This window comes from Wenxinia marina DSM 24838 (assembly GCF_000379485.1).
Lineage (GTDB): Bacteria > Pseudomonadota > Alphaproteobacteria > Rhodobacterales > Rhodobacteraceae > Wenxinia > Wenxinia marina.
In genome coordinates, this window is the sequence record NZ_KB902276.1 from 222,478 (window position 1) to 241,844 (window position 19,367).

At 69.2% G+C, this 19,367-nt stretch carries 24 protein-coding genes; 23 read left to right on the forward strand and 1 reads right to left on the reverse strand.

Translation table 11 applies throughout. From position 1 onward, the window contains the following. The first annotated feature begins 52 nt into the window (after nucleotides 1-52). The 6 genes from A37W_RS24100 to A37W_RS0101150 all read left to right on the forward strand — a co-directional run bounded on the left by A37W_RS24100 (nucleotide 53) and on the right by A37W_RS0101150 (nucleotide 4,254). Nucleotides 53-1,018 carry a helix-hairpin-helix domain-containing protein gene (locus A37W_RS24100; protein ID WP_018301183.1) on the forward strand — a complete coding sequence of 322 codons (966 nt, stop codon included), beginning with the start codon at nucleotides 53-55 and terminating at the stop codon, nucleotides 1,016-1,018. A 6-nt stretch (nucleotides 1,019-1,024) separates the two neighbouring features. Beyond that, nucleotides 1,025-1,237, forward strand: coding sequence for a DUF5337 domain-containing protein (locus tag A37W_RS0101130; RefSeq protein ID WP_018301184.1), 213 nt, complete (start codon nucleotides 1,025-1,027; stop codon nucleotides 1,235-1,237). Between the two features lie 7 nt (nucleotides 1,238-1,244). Then, nucleotides 1,245-2,531, forward strand: a complete 1,287-nt coding sequence (nuoF, locus tag A37W_RS0101135; RefSeq protein ID WP_018301185.1) for an NADH-quinone oxidoreductase subunit NuoF — start codon at nucleotides 1,245-1,247, stop codon at nucleotides 2,529-2,531. A gap of 472 nt (nucleotides 2,532-3,003) precedes the next feature. After that, on the forward strand, nucleotides 3,004-3,333 hold the full coding sequence (locus A37W_RS0101140) for a hypothetical protein (RefSeq protein WP_018301186.1): 330 nt from the start codon (nucleotides 3,004-3,006) through the stop codon (nucleotides 3,331-3,333). A 4-nt stretch (nucleotides 3,334-3,337) separates the two neighbouring features. Further along, on the forward strand, nucleotides 3,338-3,808 hold the full coding sequence (locus A37W_RS20645) for a DUF3291 domain-containing protein (RefSeq protein WP_018301187.1): 471 nt from the start codon (nucleotides 3,338-3,340) through the stop codon (nucleotides 3,806-3,808). Then, a complete protein-coding gene (locus tag A37W_RS0101150) occupies nucleotides 3,805-4,254 on the forward strand; it encodes a hypothetical protein (RefSeq protein ID WP_018301188.1) in 450 nt (149 codons plus the stop codon). Before A37W_RS20645 ends, A37W_RS0101150 begins: the two co-directional genes overlap by 4 nt. Nucleotides 4,255-4,276: 22 nt before the next feature. On the opposite strand, the gene A37W_RS0101155 is transcribed toward A37W_RS0101150, so the two are convergent. Next, a complete protein-coding gene (locus tag A37W_RS0101155) occupies nucleotides 4,277-4,555 on the reverse strand; it encodes a hypothetical protein (protein WP_018301189.1) in 279 nt (92 codons plus the stop codon). A 231-nt stretch (nucleotides 4,556-4,786) separates the two neighbouring features. On the opposite strand from A37W_RS0101155, the gene A37W_RS0101160 reads away from it, so the two are divergent. The 17 genes from A37W_RS0101160 to A37W_RS0101240 all read left to right on the forward strand — a co-directional run bounded on the left by A37W_RS0101160 (nucleotide 4,787) and on the right by A37W_RS0101240 (nucleotide 19,301). Beyond that, nucleotides 4,787-5,200, forward strand: a complete 414-nt coding sequence (locus A37W_RS0101160; RefSeq protein WP_018301190.1) for a DUF5333 domain-containing protein — start codon at nucleotides 4,787-4,789, stop codon at nucleotides 5,198-5,200. A gap of 110 nt (nucleotides 5,201-5,310) precedes the next feature. Continuing rightward, the gene (locus A37W_RS0101165) at nucleotides 5,311-6,321 is read left to right on the forward strand and encodes an alpha/beta hydrolase (RefSeq protein WP_018301191.1); all 1,011 of its coding nucleotides are present in this window, start codon (nucleotides 5,311-5,313) and stop codon (nucleotides 6,319-6,321) included. A 103-nt stretch (nucleotides 6,322-6,424) separates the two neighbouring features. Next, nucleotides 6,425-8,446: an NADH-quinone oxidoreductase subunit NuoG gene (gene nuoG / locus A37W_RS0101170; RefSeq protein WP_018301192.1), complete on the forward strand. Its 2,022-nt coding sequence runs from the start codon at nucleotides 6,425-6,427 to the stop codon at nucleotides 8,444-8,446. Further along, entirely contained in the window at nucleotides 8,446-8,829 is a 384-nt protein-coding gene (locus A37W_RS0101175; RefSeq protein WP_018301193.1) for a YNQ4 family lipoprotein, read from the forward strand. The genes nuoG and A37W_RS0101175 overlap by 1 nt, the downstream gene beginning before the upstream one ends. A 21-nt stretch (nucleotides 8,830-8,850) precedes the next feature. Beyond that, a complete protein-coding gene (nuoH, locus tag A37W_RS0101180; protein WP_018301194.1) occupies nucleotides 8,851-9,891 on the forward strand; it encodes an NADH-quinone oxidoreductase subunit NuoH in 1,041 nt (346 codons plus the stop codon). Beyond that, nucleotides 9,891-10,121: a hypothetical protein gene (locus A37W_RS0101185; protein WP_018301195.1), complete on the forward strand. Its 231-nt coding sequence runs from the start codon at nucleotides 9,891-9,893 to the stop codon at nucleotides 10,119-10,121. Before nuoH ends, A37W_RS0101185 begins: the two co-directional genes overlap by 1 nt. Continuing rightward, nucleotides 10,118-10,612: an NADH-quinone oxidoreductase subunit NuoI gene (gene nuoI / locus A37W_RS0101190; RefSeq protein WP_018301196.1), complete on the forward strand. Its 495-nt coding sequence runs from the start codon at nucleotides 10,118-10,120 to the stop codon at nucleotides 10,610-10,612. The genes A37W_RS0101185 and nuoI overlap by 4 nt, the downstream gene beginning before the upstream one ends. A gap of 97 nt (nucleotides 10,613-10,709) precedes the next feature. After that, entirely contained in the window at nucleotides 10,710-11,114 is a 405-nt protein-coding gene (locus A37W_RS0101195) for a carboxymuconolactone decarboxylase family protein (protein WP_018301197.1), read from the forward strand. Then, complete coding sequence (locus A37W_RS0101200; RefSeq protein WP_018301198.1) at nucleotides 11,111-11,719, forward strand: NADH-quinone oxidoreductase subunit J; 609 nt, start codon at nucleotides 11,111-11,113, stop codon at nucleotides 11,717-11,719. Before A37W_RS0101195 ends, A37W_RS0101200 begins: the two co-directional genes overlap by 4 nt. After that, nucleotides 11,716-12,144 (forward strand): hypothetical protein, encoded by a 429-nt coding sequence (locus A37W_RS0101205; RefSeq protein WP_018301199.1) that lies wholly within the window; start codon nucleotides 11,716-11,718, stop codon nucleotides 12,142-12,144. Before A37W_RS0101200 ends, A37W_RS0101205 begins: the two co-directional genes overlap by 4 nt. Beyond that, nucleotides 12,144-12,551 carry a hypothetical protein gene (locus A37W_RS0101210; protein ID WP_018301200.1) on the forward strand — a complete coding sequence of 136 codons (408 nt, stop codon included), beginning with the start codon at nucleotides 12,144-12,146 and terminating at the stop codon, nucleotides 12,549-12,551. The genes A37W_RS0101205 and A37W_RS0101210 overlap by 1 nt, the downstream gene beginning before the upstream one ends. Further along, nucleotides 12,548-12,976, forward strand: a complete 429-nt coding sequence (locus A37W_RS0101215; RefSeq protein WP_018301201.1) for a hypothetical protein — start codon at nucleotides 12,548-12,550, stop codon at nucleotides 12,974-12,976. Before A37W_RS0101210 ends, A37W_RS0101215 begins: the two co-directional genes overlap by 4 nt. Before the next feature lie 56 nt (nucleotides 12,977-13,032). Continuing rightward, a complete protein-coding gene (gene nuoK, locus A37W_RS0101220; RefSeq protein ID WP_018301202.1) occupies nucleotides 13,033-13,338 on the forward strand; it encodes an NADH-quinone oxidoreductase subunit NuoK in 306 nt (101 codons plus the stop codon). A gap of 7 nt (nucleotides 13,339-13,345) precedes the next feature. Continuing rightward, nucleotides 13,346-15,568 (forward strand): NADH-quinone oxidoreductase subunit L, encoded by a 2,223-nt coding sequence (gene nuoL, locus A37W_RS0101225; protein WP_018301203.1) that lies wholly within the window; start codon nucleotides 13,346-13,348, stop codon nucleotides 15,566-15,568. After that, entirely contained in the window at nucleotides 15,568-17,115 is a 1,548-nt protein-coding gene (locus A37W_RS0101230) for an NADH-quinone oxidoreductase subunit M (protein ID WP_018301204.1), read from the forward strand. Before nuoL ends, A37W_RS0101230 begins: the two co-directional genes overlap by 1 nt. A 1-nt stretch (nucleotide 17,116) precedes the next feature. After that, a complete protein-coding gene (gene nuoN, locus A37W_RS0101235) occupies nucleotides 17,117-18,550 on the forward strand; it encodes an NADH-quinone oxidoreductase subunit NuoN (RefSeq protein ID WP_018301205.1) in 1,434 nt (477 codons plus the stop codon). Nucleotides 18,551-18,569: 19 nt separating this feature from the next. Then, complete coding sequence (locus A37W_RS0101240) at nucleotides 18,570-19,301, forward strand: biotin--[acetyl-CoA-carboxylase] ligase (protein ID WP_373286043.1); 732 nt, start codon at nucleotides 18,570-18,572, stop codon at nucleotides 19,299-19,301. Nucleotides 19,302-19,367: the final 66 nt, after the last annotated feature.

The following is a 19,367-nucleotide window of genomic DNA, read 5'->3' on the forward strand; positions in this document are numbered from 1 at the left end:
GACGCGGCGTGCCCGGGCGTTCATGCCCGTCCTGACAGGGAGAGACTGACCCATGGCCGGACTGACTTGCACCCAGCGCTGCGGCGCCATCGGCGCGATCGGGGGCGTCGTCCTTCTGATCCTTCTCATGCTGGGGGGCCTCGGCTTCTTCGGCGCTCTGATCTGGGGCGTGCTCGCGGGCGGCGCCCTCGGCTTCATCCTCTACTGGTTCACCTGTCGCGGGGCCGAGGGCACGTCCCGTCCCGCCGCCCCGGCGACGAACGAGAGCGCCCGCATCGGCGCCTCCGCCGACCCGGCGCCGGGCGCGATGAGCGCGGGCAGCGCCGCCCCCGTCGGCACCGCCGCCCCTGCCGGCGTCGCCGTGCCCGCGCCCGGCGCCGCGGGCGTGACCACCGGCGCCGACGAACCGACGCGCCCCATCGCGGGCGACACCGTCACCAGCCCCGAGGCCGGCGTCACCGCCGAGAGCCCCGCGGTGGAGGAGCGGTCCTCCCGCGTCGGGGATCCCACGCCCGCCGACGCGCCGAAGCCGGGCGCCGACGAAGGTGCGCAGCGCAACGCCACCGACCGCCCCGGCGGCTACGGGGCGGTCCAGCCCTCCGCCCACCTCAAGGGACAGGCGGAACTGGAGGAAGGTCGCGGCGAGTGGAAATACCAGCCCGGCGGCGGCGCCGAGTCGGAGCCGAGCGTGGAGGAGGAGAGCGACGCCCCGATGCCCCCCGACTCGGTCGTGTCGGACGAGGACAGGCCGCAGCTCCTCGAGGGGCCGCGCGAGGGCGGGCCGGACGACCTCAAGCTGATCCGCGGCGTCGGGCCCAAGCTGGAATCGATGCTGCACCGTCTCGGCGTGTTCCACTTCGACCAGATCGCCTCGTGGTCCGAGCGGGAGGTGTCCTGGGTCGACACCCACCTCGAGGGCTTCCGCGGCCGGGTCAGCCGCGACGACTGGGTCGCGCAGGCGAAGGTCCTCGCCTCCGGCGGCGAGACCGAGTTCTCGCGCAATGCCGGCGGGGACTGACAGCGCATGGCGGAGGGATCGGGCCGGGCGGGCCGGCGCGCCGCGCTCGTCCTCGCCGGGACGGGCCTGTTCTGGATCGCCGCCACCTGGTTCGGCGGCGCGTGGGGGCTGAGCAACCGCGTCCGCGCTCTCCTCGATCTGATCGCTCTGGCGGGGTTTGGCCTTGCACTCTGGATGACGTATCAGGCATGGCGTGAACGGCAGGACGACGAAAGGTAGCGGGCCGATGCTGGACGACAGGGACCGGATCTTCACCAACGTCTACGGGATGCACGACCGGACGCTGGACGGCGCGAAGCAGCGCGGCCACTGGGACGGCACCAAGGACATCCTGGGCAAGGGCCGCGACTGGATCGTGAACGAGATGAAGGCGTCGGGCCTGCGCGGCCGCGGCGGCGCCGGCTTTCCGACCGGCCTCAAGTGGTCCTTCATGCCGAAGGAGAGCGACGGCCGCCCGTCCTACCTCGTCGTGAACGCCGACGAATCCGAGCCCGGGACCTGCAAGGACCGCGAGATCATGCGCCACGACCCGCACACGCTGGTCGAGGGCTGCCTCATCGCCTCCTTCGCGATGGGTGCGCATGCCGCCTACATCTACATCCGCGGCGAATACATCCGCGAGCGCGAGGCGCTGCAGCGCGCCATCGACGAGGCGTACGACGCCGGCCTGATCGGCCCCAACGCCTGCGGTTCGGGCTACGATTTCGACCTCTACCTGACGCATGGCGCCGGCGCCTACATCTGCGGCGAGGAGACCGCATTGCTGGAAAGCCTCGAGGGCAAGAAGGGCATGCCGCGGATGAAACCGCCGTTCCCGGCGGGCGCCGGCCTCTACGGCTGCCCGACCACGGTGAACAACGTGGAATCCATCGCCGTCGTGCCGACGATCCTGCGCCGCGGCGCGTCCTGGTTCGCCGGCTTCGGCCGCCAGAACAACGCCGGGACCAAGCTGTTCGCCATCTCGGGCCACGTGAACAACCCGTGCGTGGTGGAAGAGGCGATGTCGATCAGCTTCGAGGAGCTGATCGAGAAACATTGCGGCGGCATCCGAGGCGGCTGGGACAACCTTCTCGCCGTGATCCCGGGCGGGTCGTCCGTGCCGTGCGTCCGCGGCGAGAAGATGAAGGACGCGATCATGGACTTCGACTACCTCCGCGGCGAGCTGGGCTCCGGCCTCGGCACCGCGGCGGTGATCGTGATGGATCGCAGCACCGACATCATCAAGGCGATCTGGCGCCTGTCGAAGTTCTACAAGCACGAGAGCTGCGGCCAGTGCACGCCCTGCCGGGAAGGCACCGGCTGGATGATGCGGGTGATGGAGCGGCTGGTGAAGGGCGAGGCGTCGGTCGAGGAGATCGACATGCTGTTCGACGTCACCAAGCAGGTCGAGGGCCACACGATCTGCGCCCTCGGCGACGCGGCCGCCTGGCCGATCCAGGGCCTGATCCGGAACTTCCGCGAGGAGATCGAGGACCGCATCCGCGGCCGCGGCGCCGCCATCGCGGCGGAGTGACGATCGCGCCGGGGGCTGCCCTGCAGCCGTCCGGCAGACCCCCCGGCCCACCGATGATCCCGCCCCGGCCCTGGGCCGCATGCCGAGCGCGGGTATTGCGCGAGGTCCCGGGTCGAGCCCGGGAGGGGCTTTCCGGGGGAACTGCGGCGCCCACCGGCAACACCCGCCCCGGCCTTGAGCCGGGGCCTCGCGCGCGAAATGCACGACGTCCCGGGTTGAGCCCGGGGAGGGCTTCCCGTCGACCGCGGCGGACCCGCCCCGGCCCTGAGCCGGAGCCCCGCGCGGGGATTGCGCGAGGTCCCGGGTCAAGCCCGGGACGGGGATGCTCGTGGCGGCAAGACCCGCCCCGGGCTGACGGATCGCACCGCCCGTCGCGAGAGCGGCCATCGCCCGACGCCCCCGTAGACCGGCGGTTCCTGCTCTGGCACACTCTCCGTATTGACCGAACGTTGTTTCCGAGGGGATGCGCCCCATGCGCCTTGCATCGCTCGTTCTTCTGCTCCTGCCCGCCGCCGCCCTCGCCGAGGCCGACACCCGCGTGAGCGCCGACCGGGTCGAGGGCGTACCCGAGGAGACGGGTACGGTCTTTCACGAGGGCGGGCTGGAGGTGTTCGCCTTCCTCACCGTGACGCCGGTGACGGTCACGGTCCGCAGACTCGACGGCACCGACTGGACGGACGGGGACGCGGCGGATGCCGCGCGTCAGGTCGCGACCTGTCCGGCGGAAGGGCCGCACCGACTGACGCAGGAGACCGACGGGCCGGTCCTGCTCCTGACCTTCACCTGCAGTTCGATGTCCTGAGCCGATGCCCCTCGCCGAGTTCAACCGCGGCATCCTGCTCCACGACTGGGACGATCCCAGGGTCGCGCCCTTCGTGAACGCGCTGGCGCAGGTGAACCTGATCGCGCAGCGGACGCCCGGCTTCGTCTGGCGGCTGGACGACGCGGCGATGGAGCGGGCGCAGACCGATCCGGCCAGCGCTCTGGGACCCGACCCGCGGCTCGCCTCGACCCTGTCGGTCTGGACCGACGCGCCGGCGCTTCACCATTTCGTCTTCCGGACCCTGCACCGCGCTTTCTACGTGCGGGGTCACGAATGGTTCGTCGCCGAGACGGCGCCCCGTGTGGTGATGTGGTTCGTGCCCGAGGGGCATCGCCCGACGCCGGACGAGGCGGCGGATCGCTACGCCCGCCTCTGCCGCGACGGAGAGGGGGCCGAGGCGTTCGGCTGGGCCTGGCTGCGGGCCGAGGGGCATCTGATGGAGGCTGCGGAATGAGACGTCCGACGATCGTTGCCGTGATCCTGCTGGCCGGCTGCACCGAAGCGGCGCCGCCGGCCGGTCCGGCGCCGGCGGCGGACTACGTGTTCGTGCGCGGCGGTATCGACGACGGGGCCGCCATGGGTCAGGCGACCGCCTTCACCGTCACGCCGGACGACCGGCTCGACTGTACCTTCTCGACCCGCAGTCCGCTGACGGGCGAGGGGAGCGACCGGGACATCGACGTGACGGTGCCCGGTCTCTACGCCCGCCTCGTCGCCATCCTCGGCCCCGGAACGGCGGCCGGCCGGCTGCCCGACCTCGTCTCGGACGCGCCGTTCGTGGCGGAGATCGGCTCGGGCGGAGCGGCGACCTGGACCGCGATCGGCTATCAGGACCCGCGCTACGGACAGCTTCTCGACCTGTTCTTTCGCACGCCGTCTTCGTGCTGGACCTTCGGTTGAGGCCGCGAGCGACGACCCGGCGTCAGTAGCTGGCCGGCGGATCCGAGGCGGGAAAGCTCTCGTCCCCGGTTTCGTCGACCGGATCCCAGCGCCGCGGCGGGTCGCGCATCGCTCCCCGCCCGGCGGACCGGACGGTCCGGGCGTCGGCGGTGCCGGTCTGCTGCAGGCCCCGCGGAGACAGCGCCGCGCCGCCCGCCGGAGCGGGCAGGCGGAGTGGTGGGGCAGGGCGCGCCCGGAGGGCCCGCGCGGCGAGAAGGCCAAGCGCACCGAGGGCGAGAAGAAGGGGCAGGCGTGGCGTCATCGGGGCCTCCGTATGCGGTCTGCCCGCTCAATGCGCGGCACCCGCGCGCGTTCCCCCGCGGGCGGGGTCCGGAATGCCCGACTGGCCGCACGGCGCCGATCCGCGCGATCATCCCCTCACGGCATCGTGCTATTGCCTAGCGAGGACATCGTGAGCACCAATCGGGGCAATGAGCGCCGGAACGGACCCAGAGGCAGGGCCGGGCGCCGCAAAAACGAGAGGAGCCGCCCCATGCCCTTCAGTATCGTCACCCGGGCCTTCGCCGTCATCCTCGGCGTCGCCGTGGTCGCGGGCGGGACCGCCGCGCGCAGCGACCTGCGCAACGAGCCTGTCATCACCGAGGGGCTGATCGCCGCCGCGATGGCCTACGAGATCGGCGACAAGTGCCCGTCGCTGAACGCCCGGATCACCCAGGGCATCGCGTTCCTGTGGTCGCTCGAGGCCGAGGCGCGCGCGCTCGGCTACAGTCGCGACGAGATCAACGCCTACGTCCGCAGCGACGCTGAGAAGGACCGGATGGAGGCGCTCGCCTGGCAGCGGTTCGCGCAGCTGGGCGGGGTGCGCGAGGACATCGCCACCTACTGCGCGGTCGGCGAGGCGCAGATGGCGCAGGACACCCAGGTCGGGCGCCTGCTGTCGCGGTAGACCGGCGGGGCGCCGCCGGTCGGTGCCCGCGCCTCCCGCGCAGGTTGTCGCACGCCGCGATCCGTGGCCTCCTGACCCTGGGGCAACCCGCCCCGAGGGAGGAGACCGACATGAGACTGGCCCTGACCGCCGCGCTGATCTGCGGCACCACGACACTCGCCGAGGCGGGCGAGGTCGCGCGCTACACGTTTTCATCGGACACGCTCGGCCGGGACTACGCCTACACCATCTATCTGCCCGACGGGTACGAGGGCAGCGGCCTCGAGTATCCCGCGATGTACCTGCTGCACGGCTCGTTCGGGAACGAGATGGACTGGCTGCGCAACGGCAACGCCAAGGCGATCATCGACCAGGCGATCGAGGACGGGACCATCCCGCCCGCCGTGGTCATCATGCCCGGCAGCCTGTCCTGGTGGGTCGACGGCTACAACGAGGCGGCCGAGACGGCGTTCTTCGCGGACCTGATCCCGCATATCGAGGCGACCTGGCGCGTGATCCCCGAGCGCGAGGGCCGCGTCGTCGGCGGCCTCTCGGCCGGCGGCTACGGCACCGTGAACTTCGTGCTGGAGCATCCGGACATGTTCGCCGCCGCCGCGGCGATGAGCCCGGCGAGCTACGTGCCGCAGCCGCCCGAGACCTCGTCGGGCAACCGCCATCCGGCCTACCTCGACGCCGAAGGCAACTACGACCCCGAGAAGTGGACCGAGCTGAACTACACCGCCTACATCGACGATTACATGGCGCAGGATCTCCTCGTGCCGATGTTCATCACGTCCGGCGACCACGACGTCTTCGACATCGCCTACCACGGGGCGGTCCTCTACCAGGCCCTGCGCGAGCATCAGCCCGACGCGGTGGAGTACCGGGTGATCGACGGCGACCACGAATGGGCGGTCTGGCAGGACAATCTGCCGCACGCGCTGGAGTACGTGTTCCACCACGCGACATGGCCCCGCGGCGAGGCGCCGGCGATGCAGCCCGCGCCGGGGTCGATGACGGAGGCCGGTGCTCCGGCGGACATGGCGCAGGAGGACGAGGACGCGGCGGCCGAGGCGCCCGCGGACGCCGCCGCGGACAACGCCGCGGCCGGTGCCGAGGAGGCCGAACCGGCCGATCAGTAATCGGCCCGGACCCGCTGGCATCGGGCGGGGGGCTGCGCTAAACCGTGCCCCGACAAGGGCCCGGCGGGCGACCGCCGGGCCGAGAGCGACAGGGGCCAGGCGCATGTCCGATCTCAAGAAAATCATCATCGACGGCCACGAGGTCGAGGTGCCGGGCGCGATGACCCTGATCCAGGCCTGCGAGCAGGTAGGGATCGAGATCCCGCGCTTCTGCTACCACGAGCGCCTCTCCATCGCCGGCAACTGCCGGATGTGCCTGGTCGAGGTCGTCGGCGGCCCGCCGAAGCCCGCCGCCTCGTGCGCGATGCAGGTCAAGGACCTGCGCCCGGGGCCGGAGGGCCAGCCGCCCGTCGTCAAGACGAACTCGCCGATGGTCAAGAAGGCCCGCGAGGGGGTGATGGAGTTCCTGCTCATCAACCACCCGCTGGACTGCCCGATCTGCGACCAGGGCGGCGAGTGCGACCTGCAGGACCAGGCGATGGCCTACGGCGTCGACTTCTCGCGCTACCGCGAGCCGAAGCGCGCGACCGAGGACCTCAACCTCGGCCCGCTGGTCGAGACTCACATGACGCGCTGCATCAGCTGCACCCGTTGCGTCCGCTTCACGACCGAAGTCGCGGGCATCGACCAGATGGGCCAGACCGGCCGCGGCGAGGATGCCGAGATCACGGCCTACCTGAACGAGACGCTCGATTCGAACCTGCAGGGCAACATCATCGACCTGTGCCCGGTGGGCGCGCTGGTGTCCAAGCCCTACGCCTTCACCGCCCGCCCGTGGGAGCTGTCCAAGACCGAGACGATCGACGTCATGGACGCGCTGGGGTCGAACATCCGTGTCGACACCAAGGGCCGCGAGGTCATGCGCATCCTGCCGCGCAACCATGACGGCGTGAACGAGGAGTGGATCAGCGACAAGACGCGCTTCGTCTGGGACGGCCTGCGCCGCCAGCGACTCGACAAGCCCTACATCCGCGAGAACGGCCGCCTGCGGCCCGCGTCCTGGCCCGAGGCGCTGGACAAGGCCGCCGCCGCGATCAAGGGCGCGACCAAGGTCGCCGGCCTCGTCGGCGATCTCGCCCCGGTCGAGGCGGCGTTCGCGCTGAAGCACCTCGTCGAGGGGCAGGGCGGCGCGGTCGAGTGCCGCACCGACGGCGCCAAACTGCCGGCTGGCAACCGCTACGGCTATGTCGGCAACGCGGCGATCGAGGACCTCGATACGGCCCGGAACATCCTGATCGTCGGCGCCAACCCGGCGATCGAGGCGCCGGTCCTGAACGCCCGCATCCGCAAGGCCTGGATCCGCGGCGCCAACGTCGGCCTGATCGGCAAGGCCGTGGACCTGACCTACGACTACGAGCACATGGGCACCGACCGCGCGGCCCTGTCGATGGCGATGGAGAGCGCGGACCTCGTCAGGGACCAGGCGCCGCTGATCGTCGTGGGGCAGGGCGCCCTGTCGGGCGACGACGGCGCGGCGGTGCTGGCGCAGGTGGCGAAGATGTGCGCCGCCTCGGGCTCGCGCCTGCTGGTGCTGCACACCGCGGCGTCGCGAGTCGGCGCGATGGACGTGGGCGCGGTGACCGAGGGCGGCGTCGCCGCCGCGCTGGACGGGGCTGACGTGATCTACAACCTCGGCGCGGACGAGATCGACGTGCCGGGCGGCGCCTTCGTCATCTACCAGGGCAGCCACGGCGACCGTGGCGCGCACCGCGCCGACGTGATCCTGCCCGCCGCTTCCTACGTCGAGGAGAACGGCCTCTTCGTGAACACCGAAGGGCGGCCCCAGCTGGCGCTCCGCGCCGCCTTCCCGCCGGGCGAGGCGAAGGAGAACTGGGCGATCCTGCGGGCGCTGTCGGCCGAGATCGGCGCGCAGCAGCCGTGGGACAGCATGGCCCAGCTGCGGCAGGCGTTGGTGAAGGAGGTTCCGCACCTCGCCGATATCGACATGCTGGCCGACAACGAGGTCCGCGAGGTCGAGGCGTCGGGCGAGATGGGGACAGGCGACTTCGTCAGCCCGGTCCGAGACTTCTACCTCTCCAACCCGATCGCCCGGGCGAGCGCGCTGATGGCCGAGCTGTCGGCGAACGCCAAGGCCCGGGCCGAGGTGCGGATCGCGGCGGAATAGTGCGCCCGCTCGTCATCGCCGCCGTCGTGATGGCGGCCGGCTGCACGACTGCCGACGACGCCGCCGCACCGTCCGGCCCCGTCTATGACGGGGTCGAGACGCGCCTGCTGGAGGGCGACCTCGTGAGTTTCGTCGTGACGATGCGCGGGATCGAGGATGCCGCCCCGCTCGAAGCGTATGCCCGCTGCGCCGCAGCCCAGTACGCGCTGATACGGGGCTACGGCTTTGCCCGACATGTCCGAACTTTGGTCGAGGACGGGGCTGGAATCTGGCGCGCGGATGCGGTTTACACCATCTCGCCGGCGCTGCCCCAGGGCTTGCGCACGATCGACGCCGAGGTGACGGTGGCCGAATGCGGCCTGAACGGCATCCCGAGCGTCTGACAGAAGGATCACGGGGACGGCATGGTTCAGTTCTTCACCGAAAACCCGCTTGGAATCGTGCTCCTGATCCTCGGGCAGTGCCTGCTGATCCTGGTGCCGCTTCTGGTCGCGCTCGCTTTCCTGCTCTACGCCGACCGCAAGGTCTGGGCCGCGGTGCAGCTGCGGCGTGGGCCGAACGTGGTCGGCACCTTCGGCCTGCTGCAATCCTTCGCGGACTTCCTGAAGTACATCGTGAAGGAGGTCGTCGTCCCCGCCGGCGCCGACCGCACGGTGTTCTTCCTCGCGCCGCTGATCTCGTTCGTCCTCGCCGTGATCGCCTGGGCGGTGATCCCGTTCGACTACGGCTGGGTGCTCGCCGACATCAACGTCGCCATCCTCTACGTCTTCGCCATCTCCTCGCTCGAGGTCTACGGCGTGATCATGGGCGGCTGGGCGTCTAACTCGAAGTATCCGTTCCTCGGCTCGCTCCGCTCCGCCGCGCAGATGATCTCGTACGAGGTCTCGATCGGCCTCATCATCGTCGGCGTCATCATCTCGACTGGTTCGCTGAACCTCTCCCGCATCGTGCTGGCGCAGGATACCGGCCTCGGCCTTCTGGGCTGGTACTGGGTGCCGCACTTCCCGATGCTGTTCCTGTTCTTCATCTCGGCCCTGGCCGAGACGAACCGCCCGCCCTTCGACCTGCCGGAGGCGGAATCCGAGCTCGTGGCCGGCTACCAGGTCGAGTATTCCTCGACCCCGTTCCTGCTCTTCATGATCGGCGAGTACGTGGCGATGGTGCTCATGTGCGCGCTCGTCTCGCTGCTGTTCCTCGGCGGCTGGCTGTCGCCGATCCCCGGCCTGCCGCACGGCGTGCTGTGGTTCATCCTCAAGATCCTCTTCTGCTTCTTCATCTTCGCGATGGTGAAGGCGATCGTGCCGCGCTTCCGCTACGATCAGCTGATGCGCCTGGGCTGGAAGGTGTTCCTGCCGATGTCGCTGGCCTGGGTGGTGATCGTCGCCTTCCTCGCCAAGTTCGAGGTGCTGGGCGGCCTGTGGGCCCGCTGGACGTGGGGGATCTGATGGCAGACCAGACCACACCGCTTCGCGAGGCGCTGCGCAACGCCACCGCGCGCGAGCTGTTCGACCTCGCCCGCCACCTCGGGGCCGAGGCGCAGTTCGCCCGCGCCTCGGGCGGCAAGCTGCTGCGGATGAGCGAGGGGGACCTCGCGCAGATGATCCTGACATGGGCCGAAGGCCCGCGGCCGGCCGGATCGGCCGGACCGACCAGCAAGGCGGAGGCCGCCGAATGACCCAGATCGACTGGACCCGCGCCGCGAAGTACTTCCTGCTGCAGGACATCTTCGCCGGCTTCCGGCTCGGCTTCAAATACTTCGTCAAGCCGCGGCCGACGCTGAACTACCCGCACGAGAAGGGGCCGCTGAGCCCCCGCTTCCGCGGCGAGCACGCGCTGCGGCGCTACCCTAACGGCGAGGAACGCTGCATCGCCTGCAAGCTGTGCGAGGCGATCTGCCCTGCCCAGGCGATCACCATCGACGCCGAACCGCGGGAGGACGGCAGCCGCCGGACCACGCGCTACGACATCGACATGACGAAGTGCATCTACTGCGGCTTCTGCCAGGAGGCGTGCCCGGTAGACGCCATCGTCGAAGGGCCGAACTTCGAGTTCTCCACCGAGACGCGCGAAGAGCTGTACTACGACAAGGAGAAGCTCCTCGCCAACGGCGAGCGCTGGGAGGCCGAGATTGCCCGCAACCTCGAGCTGGACGCGCCGTACCGATGAGCGGCGGGCGCGACACCCACGGCCGGCCGGCAGAAACTGCGCAGTTTCTGCCGGCAATTTCTGCGCAGAAATTGCCGCCCGTCACGGGAGAAGCACGATGACCGACGGACCGCAGAACCCCTTCGCCGCGATGATGAAGGCCGGCCAGGACTGGGCCCGGGCGATGAACCCGGCGCTGGAGCACTTCACCCCCAAGGGGTTCGAGACGCTGTGGCCGACCATGCCCAAGGACGTCATGGAGACGTTCATGGGCAAGACCTTCAACCCCGAAGGCCTTGATTCGAAAACGAAGCTGCTGCTGACCCTGACCGGCCTCACCATTCTCGGCGCGCAGGGCGAGGCGCAGATCCGCCTCACCGTGCGCCACGCCCGCGAGGCCGGCGCGACGAAGCAGGAGATCGCCGAGACCATCGCGCTCGCCGGCCTGTTCGGCGGCGTGCCCGCGATGACGAGGTCGATGGAACTCGCGACCGAAGCCATGGAAGAGGACAAGTCCCAATGACCGTCGCCGCCGTCGTCTTCTACCTCTTCGCGATCGCCGTCCTGCTGGGCGGTCTGATGACCGTACTGGCGCGCAACCCCGTTCACTCGGTCCTGTGGCTGATCCTCGCCTTCATCTCCTCGGCGGGCCTGTTCATCCTCATGGGCGCCGAGTTCCTCGCCATGCTGCTCATGATCGTCTATGTCGGCGCGGTCGCGGTGCTGTTCCTGTTCGTGGTGATGATGCTCGACATCGACTTCGCCGCGCTGAAGGCCGAGATGGCGCGCTACCTGCCGCTGGCGCTGCTGATCGGCGTCATCATCCTGATGCAGCTCGCCCTCGCGTTCGGCGTCTGGAGCACCGCCGAGGGCTTCGAGGAGCAGCTGGCCGCGCCGGCCGATCCGGCGATCGAGAACACGACCGCGCTCGGCCTGCTGCTGTACGACCGGTATTTCCTGCTGTTCCAGCTGGCGGGCCTGATCCTGCTGGTCGCGATGATCGGCGCCATCGTCCTGACCCTGCGCCACCGCGCCGACGTCAAGCGGCAGGATCCGATCGCGCAGATGATGCGCGACCCCAAGGCGGCGATGGAGCTGCGGGACGTCAAGTCGGGGCAGGGGCTGTGAAGGCGGCGCTCGCCTTCGCGCTTGCCCTCGTCGCGGGCCCGGTGGCGGCGCTGACGCCCGCCCCGGCGTGCGAGGTCGATCCCGAAAGCCAGCGCTTCTACAGTTTCGGCGAGGCGCCGGCCGGGGCATACGTCCTCGAAGCCTGGCCCCAGCAGGTCGCGAACGGGTTCGTGGCGACGAGCGTCCATGCGGACGGGGCGGCGATGCAGTTCCTGCACCACTGCCCGACCGACCAGTACCTGATCGTCATCACGCCGGAATCGAGCGAGGACCGCGTCCTCGGTCGGTTCGACGACATGATGACGTCCGAGCAGTCCTGCACGATGCGCCAGATCGCGGACGAGATGGGCGCGCTCGGCGGCTTCACCCGGATGGGGCAGGGCGACATCGGCCGCTGCGACTGCCGTGCGGCGGGCCTCGACTGATGCGCGCCGCCGCCCTCCTCCTCCTCGCCCTCGCGGGCCAGCCGGTGGCGGCGCAGCAGCAGATCTGCCTGTGGGACGATCTGCAAGGGCGGCTCTACGAACCGCGCGGCCAGGTCGAGGGGTTGCACCTGCGCGCCTTCGAAGGCGGGTTCGTCGATGCCGGGACCGAGGACGGCCTCTCTTGGCTGCGATTGCTGCACCATTGCCCGTCCGACGGCTATCTCGTCGTGATGGCGACCGATGGCGCGATCCCCGCCGTCGACCGCGAATACACCCGGCTGATGTTCGAGGACGATGGTTTCACCATGCGTCAGATCGGCGAGCGGCTCGCCGAGCTGGGCGCGACGGCGCGGATGGGGCAGGGCGACGTCGGCCGCTGCGCGTGCCAGGCGATGGGGTATCCATGAGGACCGCCACGCTCTCCCTCGCCGTCCTCGCCACGCCCGCCGCCGCGCTGGAGCCGCTGCCGCCCTGTTTCGTCGACGGCGGCGGCGTCATGCATCCGGCGAACGCCGCTCCTGCGGGGGCGCGCGTGCCCGACTTCGTCGAGCCGGTGACGAACGGGTTCGTCATGTGGGCCTTCCCGAGCGGAGAGCGCGAGGGCGTGGTCCTGCAGCATTGCCCGACGGGCGACTACCTGAGGGTGATCGCCGAAGCCGACAACGACGTGGCCGGGGACACGTTCTTCTCGATGCTGCAGAGCGAGAGGGCCTACACGCTGGAACAGATGGCCGCCACGCTGGAGACGCTGGGGGTCGAGACGTTCCGCGGACGCGGCGGCATGGGCACCTGCGCCTGCGACTTCCTCGGCGATGTCGCCGGCGGCGGTTGACGGCGACGACGGAACGTTTGAAGAGGCGCGGGAACGGCGCCCGGGGGACGACACGGATGATCGGACTTGAACATTACCTGACGGTCGCGGCGGCGCTTTTCGTCATCGGCATCTTCGGCCTGTTCCTGAACCGCAAGAACGTCATCATCCTGCTGATGTCGATCGAGCTGATCCTGCTCGCCGTGAACATCAACCTCGTCGCCTTCTCGTCCTTCCACGGCGACATGGTCGGGCAGGTCTTCACCCTGTTCGTGCTGACCGTCGCCGCCGCCGAGGCCGCCATCGGCCTCGCCATCCTCGTCTGCTTCTTCCGCACCCGCGGGACGATCGACGTCGAAGACATCAACGTGATGAAGGGCTGATCCGCCAATGACCACGATCATCCTCTTCGCCCCCCTGATCGGCGCGCTGATCTGCGGCTTCCTGTGGCGCCTGATCGGCGAGCAGGCGGCGACCTGGGTCGCGACGGGCCTGCTGTTCCTCGCGTGCCTGCTGTCCTGGATCGTCTTCTTCGGCTTCGACGGCGAGACGCGGCAGATCGAGATCCTGCGCTACATCTCGTCCGGCTCTCTCGACACCTACTGGGCGATCCGCCTCGACCGGCTGACGGCGATCATGCTGATCGTGGTGACGACCGTCTCGGCGCTCGTGCACCTGTATTCCATGGGCTACATGGCCCACGACGAGAACTTCCGCGAGGGCGAGAGCTACCGCCCCCGCTTCTTCGCCTACCTGTCGTTCTTCACCTTCGCGATGCTGATGCTGGTGACGGCCGACAACCTCGTGCAGATGTTCTTCGGCTGGGAAGGGGTCGGCGTCGCGTCCTATCTGCTGATCGGCTTCTACTACCGCAAGCCGAGCGCGAACGCCGCCGCGATCAAGGCCTTCGTGGTGAACCGCATCGGCGACTTCGGCTTCGCGCTCGGCATCTTCGCCCTGTTCTTCCTCGTCGACTCCATCGACATGGACACGATCTTTGCCGCCTCGCCCGAGCTGGCGCAGACCACCGTCTCCTTCCTCTGGACCGATTGGAACGCGGCCGAGCTGTGCGCCGTCCTCCTCTTCATCGGCGCGATGGGCAAGTCGGCGCAGGTGCCGCTGCACACCTGGCTGCCCGACGCGATGGAGGGCCCGACGCCGGTCTCGGCGCTGATCCACGCCGCCACGATGGTGACCGCGGGCGTGTTCCTCGTCTGCCGGATGTCGCCGCTGATCGAGTTTGCGCCCCACGCCAAGATGCTGATCGTCTATGTCGGCGCGATCACGGCGTTCTTCGCCGCCACGGTCGGCCTGGTGCAGAACGACATCAAGCGCGTCATCGCCTACTCCACCTGCTCGCAGCTGGGTTACATGTTCGTCGCCGCCGGCTCGGGCGTCTACTCGGTGGCGATGTTCCACCTGTTCACGCACGCCTTCTTCAAGGCGATGCTGTTCCTCGGCGCCGGCTCGGTCATCCACGGGATGCACCACGAGCAGGACATGCGGAACTACGGCGGCCTGCGCCACAAGATGCCCTACACGTTCTGGGCCATGCTGATCGGCACGCTGGCCATCACCGGCGTCGGCATCCCGCTCACCCACATCGGCTTCGCCGGCTTCCTGTCCAAGGATGCCGTGATCGAGAGCGCGTGGGGTGGCGGCAACATGTTCGCCTTCTGGGCGCTGGTCATCGCGGCGCTGTTCACGTCGTTCTACTCGTGGCGGCTGATGTTCCTGACCTTCTTCGGCGAGCCGCGCGGCGACCGGCACACGCACGAACACGCCCATGAATCGCCGATGGTGATGGTCGCCCCGCTCGGCGTCCTCGCGCTCGGCGCGATCTTCGCCGGCATGATCTGGTACGGCCCCTTCTTCGGCGAGAGCGAGCGCGTCGCGCGGTTCTTCTCGATCCCGGCGGCCGAGGCCGCCCACGGCGAGGGCGAAGAGGCCCATGCCGAGGGGGAGGAGCACGCGACAGGCGAGGCGCATGAAGAAGCCGCCGCCGAAGAGACGGGCGGCGAGGCCGAAGGCGAAGGCGTCGTCGCGGCGACCGAGGAACTGGCCGAAGGCGATGCCGAGGGTGCGGCCGAGGCGGTCACCGACCTGCCCGGGGACGATCCGGACAGCGAAGGCCACCATTTCGCCTTCGGCGGCGCGCCGGGCGACGGCGCCATCTACATCGGTCCCGACAACCACGTCATCGACGCCGCGCACGAGAGCCCCATCTGGGTCAAGGTCTCGCCCTTCGTCGCCATGCTGCTCGGCCTCGGCCTCGCGTGGCTGGCCTACATCCGCCAGCCCTCGCTGCCGAAGACCTGGGCCGAGAATCAGGCGCCGCTGCACCGCTTCCTCTACAACAAGTGGTACTTCGACGAGATCTTCGGCTGGGCCTTCGTCCGTCCCGCCTCGGCCCTCGGACGGTTCTTCTGGCGGCGCGGCGACGGCAACGTGATCGACGGGTCGATCAACGGCGTGGCGATGGGCTTCATCCCGTTCATGACCCGCGCGGCGAACCGGATGCAGTCGGGCTACCTGTTCCACTACGCCTTCGCGATGGTGATCGGGATCGCCGTCATCCTCACCTGGCTCACGCTCTTCGGGGGGGCCAACTGATGGGCAACCTGCTCTCGCTCACCACGTTCATCCCGCTCGTCGGGGCGGCGATCCTGGGCCTGTTCCTGCGCGGCGACGACGCCCACGCGCAGCGCAACGCCAAATGGGTGGCCTTCGCCACCACGCTGTTCACCTTCGTCGTGTCGCTGTTCATCCTGTTCGGCTTCGACCCCGCCAACCCCGGCTTCCAGTTCGTGGAAGAGCGGGAGTGGCTGCTGGGCCTGCAATACAAGATGGGCGTCGACGGGATCAGCGTGCTGTTCGTGATGCTGACGACGTTCCTGATGCCCATCGTGATCGCCGCCTGCTGGGAGGTGACGCACCGGGTCAAGGAATACATGATCGCGTTCCTGGTGCTCGAAACGCTGATGCTCGGCGTCTTCTGCGCGCTCGACCTCGTCCTGTTCTACCTGTTCTTCGAGGGCGGCCTGATCCCGATGTTCCTCATCATCGGCATCTGGGGCGGCAAGGACCGCATCTACGCGGCGTTCAAGTTCTTCCTCTACACCTTCCTCGGCTCGGTGCTGATGCTCGTCGCGATGGTGACGATGTACTACGCCGCCGGCACCACCGACATCGAGCTGCTGCTGCAGGCGGAGTTCTCGTCCGAGCCGCTGACGGTCCTCGGCCTCTCCATCGCGGGCGGGCTGCAGACGCTGCTGTGGCTGGCCTTCTTTGCCTCGTTCGCGGTGAAGATGCCGATGTGGCCGGTCCACACCTGGCTGCCGGACGCGCACGTGCAGGCGCCGACCGCCGGTTCGGTCGTGCTGGCCGCGATCCTGCTGAAGATGGGCGGCTACGGCTTCCTCCGCTTCAGCCTGCCGATGTTCCCCGTCGGGTCCGAGATCCTGGGGCCGCTCGTCTTCTGGCTGAGCGCCATCGCCATCGTCTACACCTCGCTCGTGGCGCTGGTGCAGGAGGACATGAAGAAGCTGATCGCCTATTCGTCCGTCGCCCACATGGGCTACGTCACGATGGGCATCTTCGCGGCCAACCAGCAGGGCGTCGACGGCGCGATCTTCCAGATGCTGTCCCACGGCTTCATCTCGGGCGCGCTGTTCCTGTGCGTCGGCGTCATCTACGACCGGATGCACACCCGCGAGATCGACGCCTATGGCGGCCTCGTGAACCGGATGCCGATGTACGCGCTGATCTTCCTGTTCTTCACCATGGCCAACGTGGGCCTGCCCGGCACGAGCGGGTTCGTGGGCGAGTTCCTGACGCTGATGGGCATCTTCCAGGTGAACACCTGGGTGGCGCTGTTCGCGACGTCGGGGGTGATCCTGTCGGCGGCCTACGCGCTGTGGCTGTACCGCCGCGTCGTCATGGGCGACCTCATCAAGGAGGCGCTGAAGTCGATCACCGACCTCACCGGGCGCGAGAAGGCGATCTTCGCCCCGCTCGTCGCCGCGACGCTGATCCTCGGCGTGATGCCGTGGCTCGTCACCGATCTGACCGGACCCTCCGTCGCCGCGCTGGTGGACGACGTCGAGGTGGCCCAGGCCGACTACGCCGCGCGGACGCAGGTCGCGCAACTGGAGGAATGAGATGATCCAGGCCGACCTCTCCACGATCATGCCCGAGATCGTGCTGTCGCTCTACGCGATGGCGGCGCTTCTCGGCGCGGTCTACACCGGCAAGGACAAGGTGGCGCCGCTTCTGGTGTGGCTGACCTCGGGCCTGATGGTCCTGCTCGCCTTCTGGATCGGCAACGGCGACGGGGTGCACACCGCCTTCGGCCTGACCTTCATCGACGACGGGTTCGCCCGCTTCGCCAAGGTGACGATCCTGCTGTCCGCCGCCGCCGTCCTGGTGATGAGCGAGGGGTACATGGCGCGCCGCGGCCTGCTGCGGTTCGAGTATCCGATCCTGATCTCGCTCGCGACGGTGGGCATGATGGTCATGGTCTCGGCCGGCGACCTGATGACCCTCTACATGGGGCTCGAGCTGCAGTCGCTGTCGGTCTACGTGATCGCCTCGATCCGGCGCGACAGCCCGAAATCCACCGAGGCGGGCCTGAAGTACTTCGTCCTCGGCGCCCTGTCCTCGGGCCTGCTCCTCTACGGCGCGTCGCTGACCTACGGATACACCGGCACCACGACCTTCACCGGCATCATCCTCGCCGTCGGCTCGACGCCGTCGCTGGGCCTGCTGTTCGGCCTCGCATTCCTGATCGCCGGCTTCGCCTTCAAGGTCTCGGCCGCGCCGTTCCACATGTGGACGCCCGACGTCTACGAGGGCGCGCCGACGCCTGTCACCGCCTTCCTCGCCACCGCGCCCAAGGTCGCCGCGATCGGCCTGTTCGCCCGCGTCGTGCACGACGCCTTCGGCGGCATCGTGGGGGAGTGGCAGCAGATCGTCGCCTTCCTGTCGGTCGTGTCGATGTTCCTCGGCGGCGTGGCCGCCATCGGGCAGACCGACCTGAAACGCCTGATGGCCTACTCGTCCATCGCGCACATGGGCTACGCCCTGATGGGTCTCGCCTCGGGCACCGCGTTCGGCGTGCAGGCGATGCTGATCTACATGGCGATCTACGTGACCATGAACATCGGCACCTTCGCCTTCATCCTGTCGATGGAGAAGGACGGCCGCCCGGTCACCCGCATCGACGCGCTGAACATGTATTCCCGGCGCGAGCCGCTCAAGGCGCTGGCGCTGCTGATCCTGATGTTCAGCCTCGCCGGCGTGCCGCCGATGGTTGGCTTCTTCGGCAAGCTGTACGTGCTGCGCGCGGCGATCGACGGCGGTCTCGTCTGGCTCGCCATCGCCGGCATGATCGCGAGCGTCATCGGCGCCTACTACTACCTGCGGATCGTCTACCTGATGTATTTCGGGGAAGAGCGCGAGGCGCTGGACCCGTCCGGCTCTCCCGTCCTGTGGGGGTTCCTGGTGGCGTCGGCGGCGATCATGGTGATCGGCGTGGTCAACCTGTTCGGCATCGAGCCGATCGCGGCAGCGGCGGCCGGGACGCTTGTCAACTGACGGTCTGTCTCCGCGCCGGCTGTGGCCGGGGGGCTATGGCCGCGTCCTCCTCGACGAGGTTGACAGCACGATGGCCGAGGCGGCGCGCATCGTGCGCACCCTCGAGAAGCCGACCTGGATCATGGCCCGCCGCCAGACCGAGGCGCGGGGCCGCCGCGGCAAGGTCTGGGACAGCCCTCGCGGCAACTTCTCGGCCACGCTGATCTGCCGCCCGCAGGCCACCCCGCACGAGGCGGCCAAGCGCAGCTTCCTCGCCGCCAACGCCTTGTTCGAGAGCCTCGCGATCTTCGTCGACCGGACGAAGCTGGCGCTGAAATGGCCGAACGACGTGCTGCTGTCGGGCGGCAAGGTGGCGGGCATCCTTCTGGAGAGTTCCGGCAAGGGGCCTTACGTCGACTGGCTCGCCATCGGCGTCGGCGTGAACCTCGTCTCCGCGCCACCGGGGGACGGCGCCGCGTTCCGGCCGGTCAGCCTGGCCGGCGAGGGAGGCGAGAAGGTGCGTCCCGAGGACTTCCTCACCGTGCTCGCCTCGAACTTCGCCACGCAGGAGGGCAAGTGGGAGACGTTCGGCTTCCCCCGCATCCGCGAGGACTGGCTGCGCCACGCCGCCCGCCTCGGCGAGGAGATCACGGCACGGACCGGCAAGGAAACGGTCCGCGGCCTCTTCGACACCGTCGACCAGGACGGCAACCTGATCCTCATCACCGCCCGGGGCCCCCGCTCCATCGCCGCGGCCGAGGTCTACTTCTGATGGCCCCGACCTCCGGCACGGGGTTCGATCCGAAAGCCGTGGGGGCTTTCGACACGATGTCCGCAC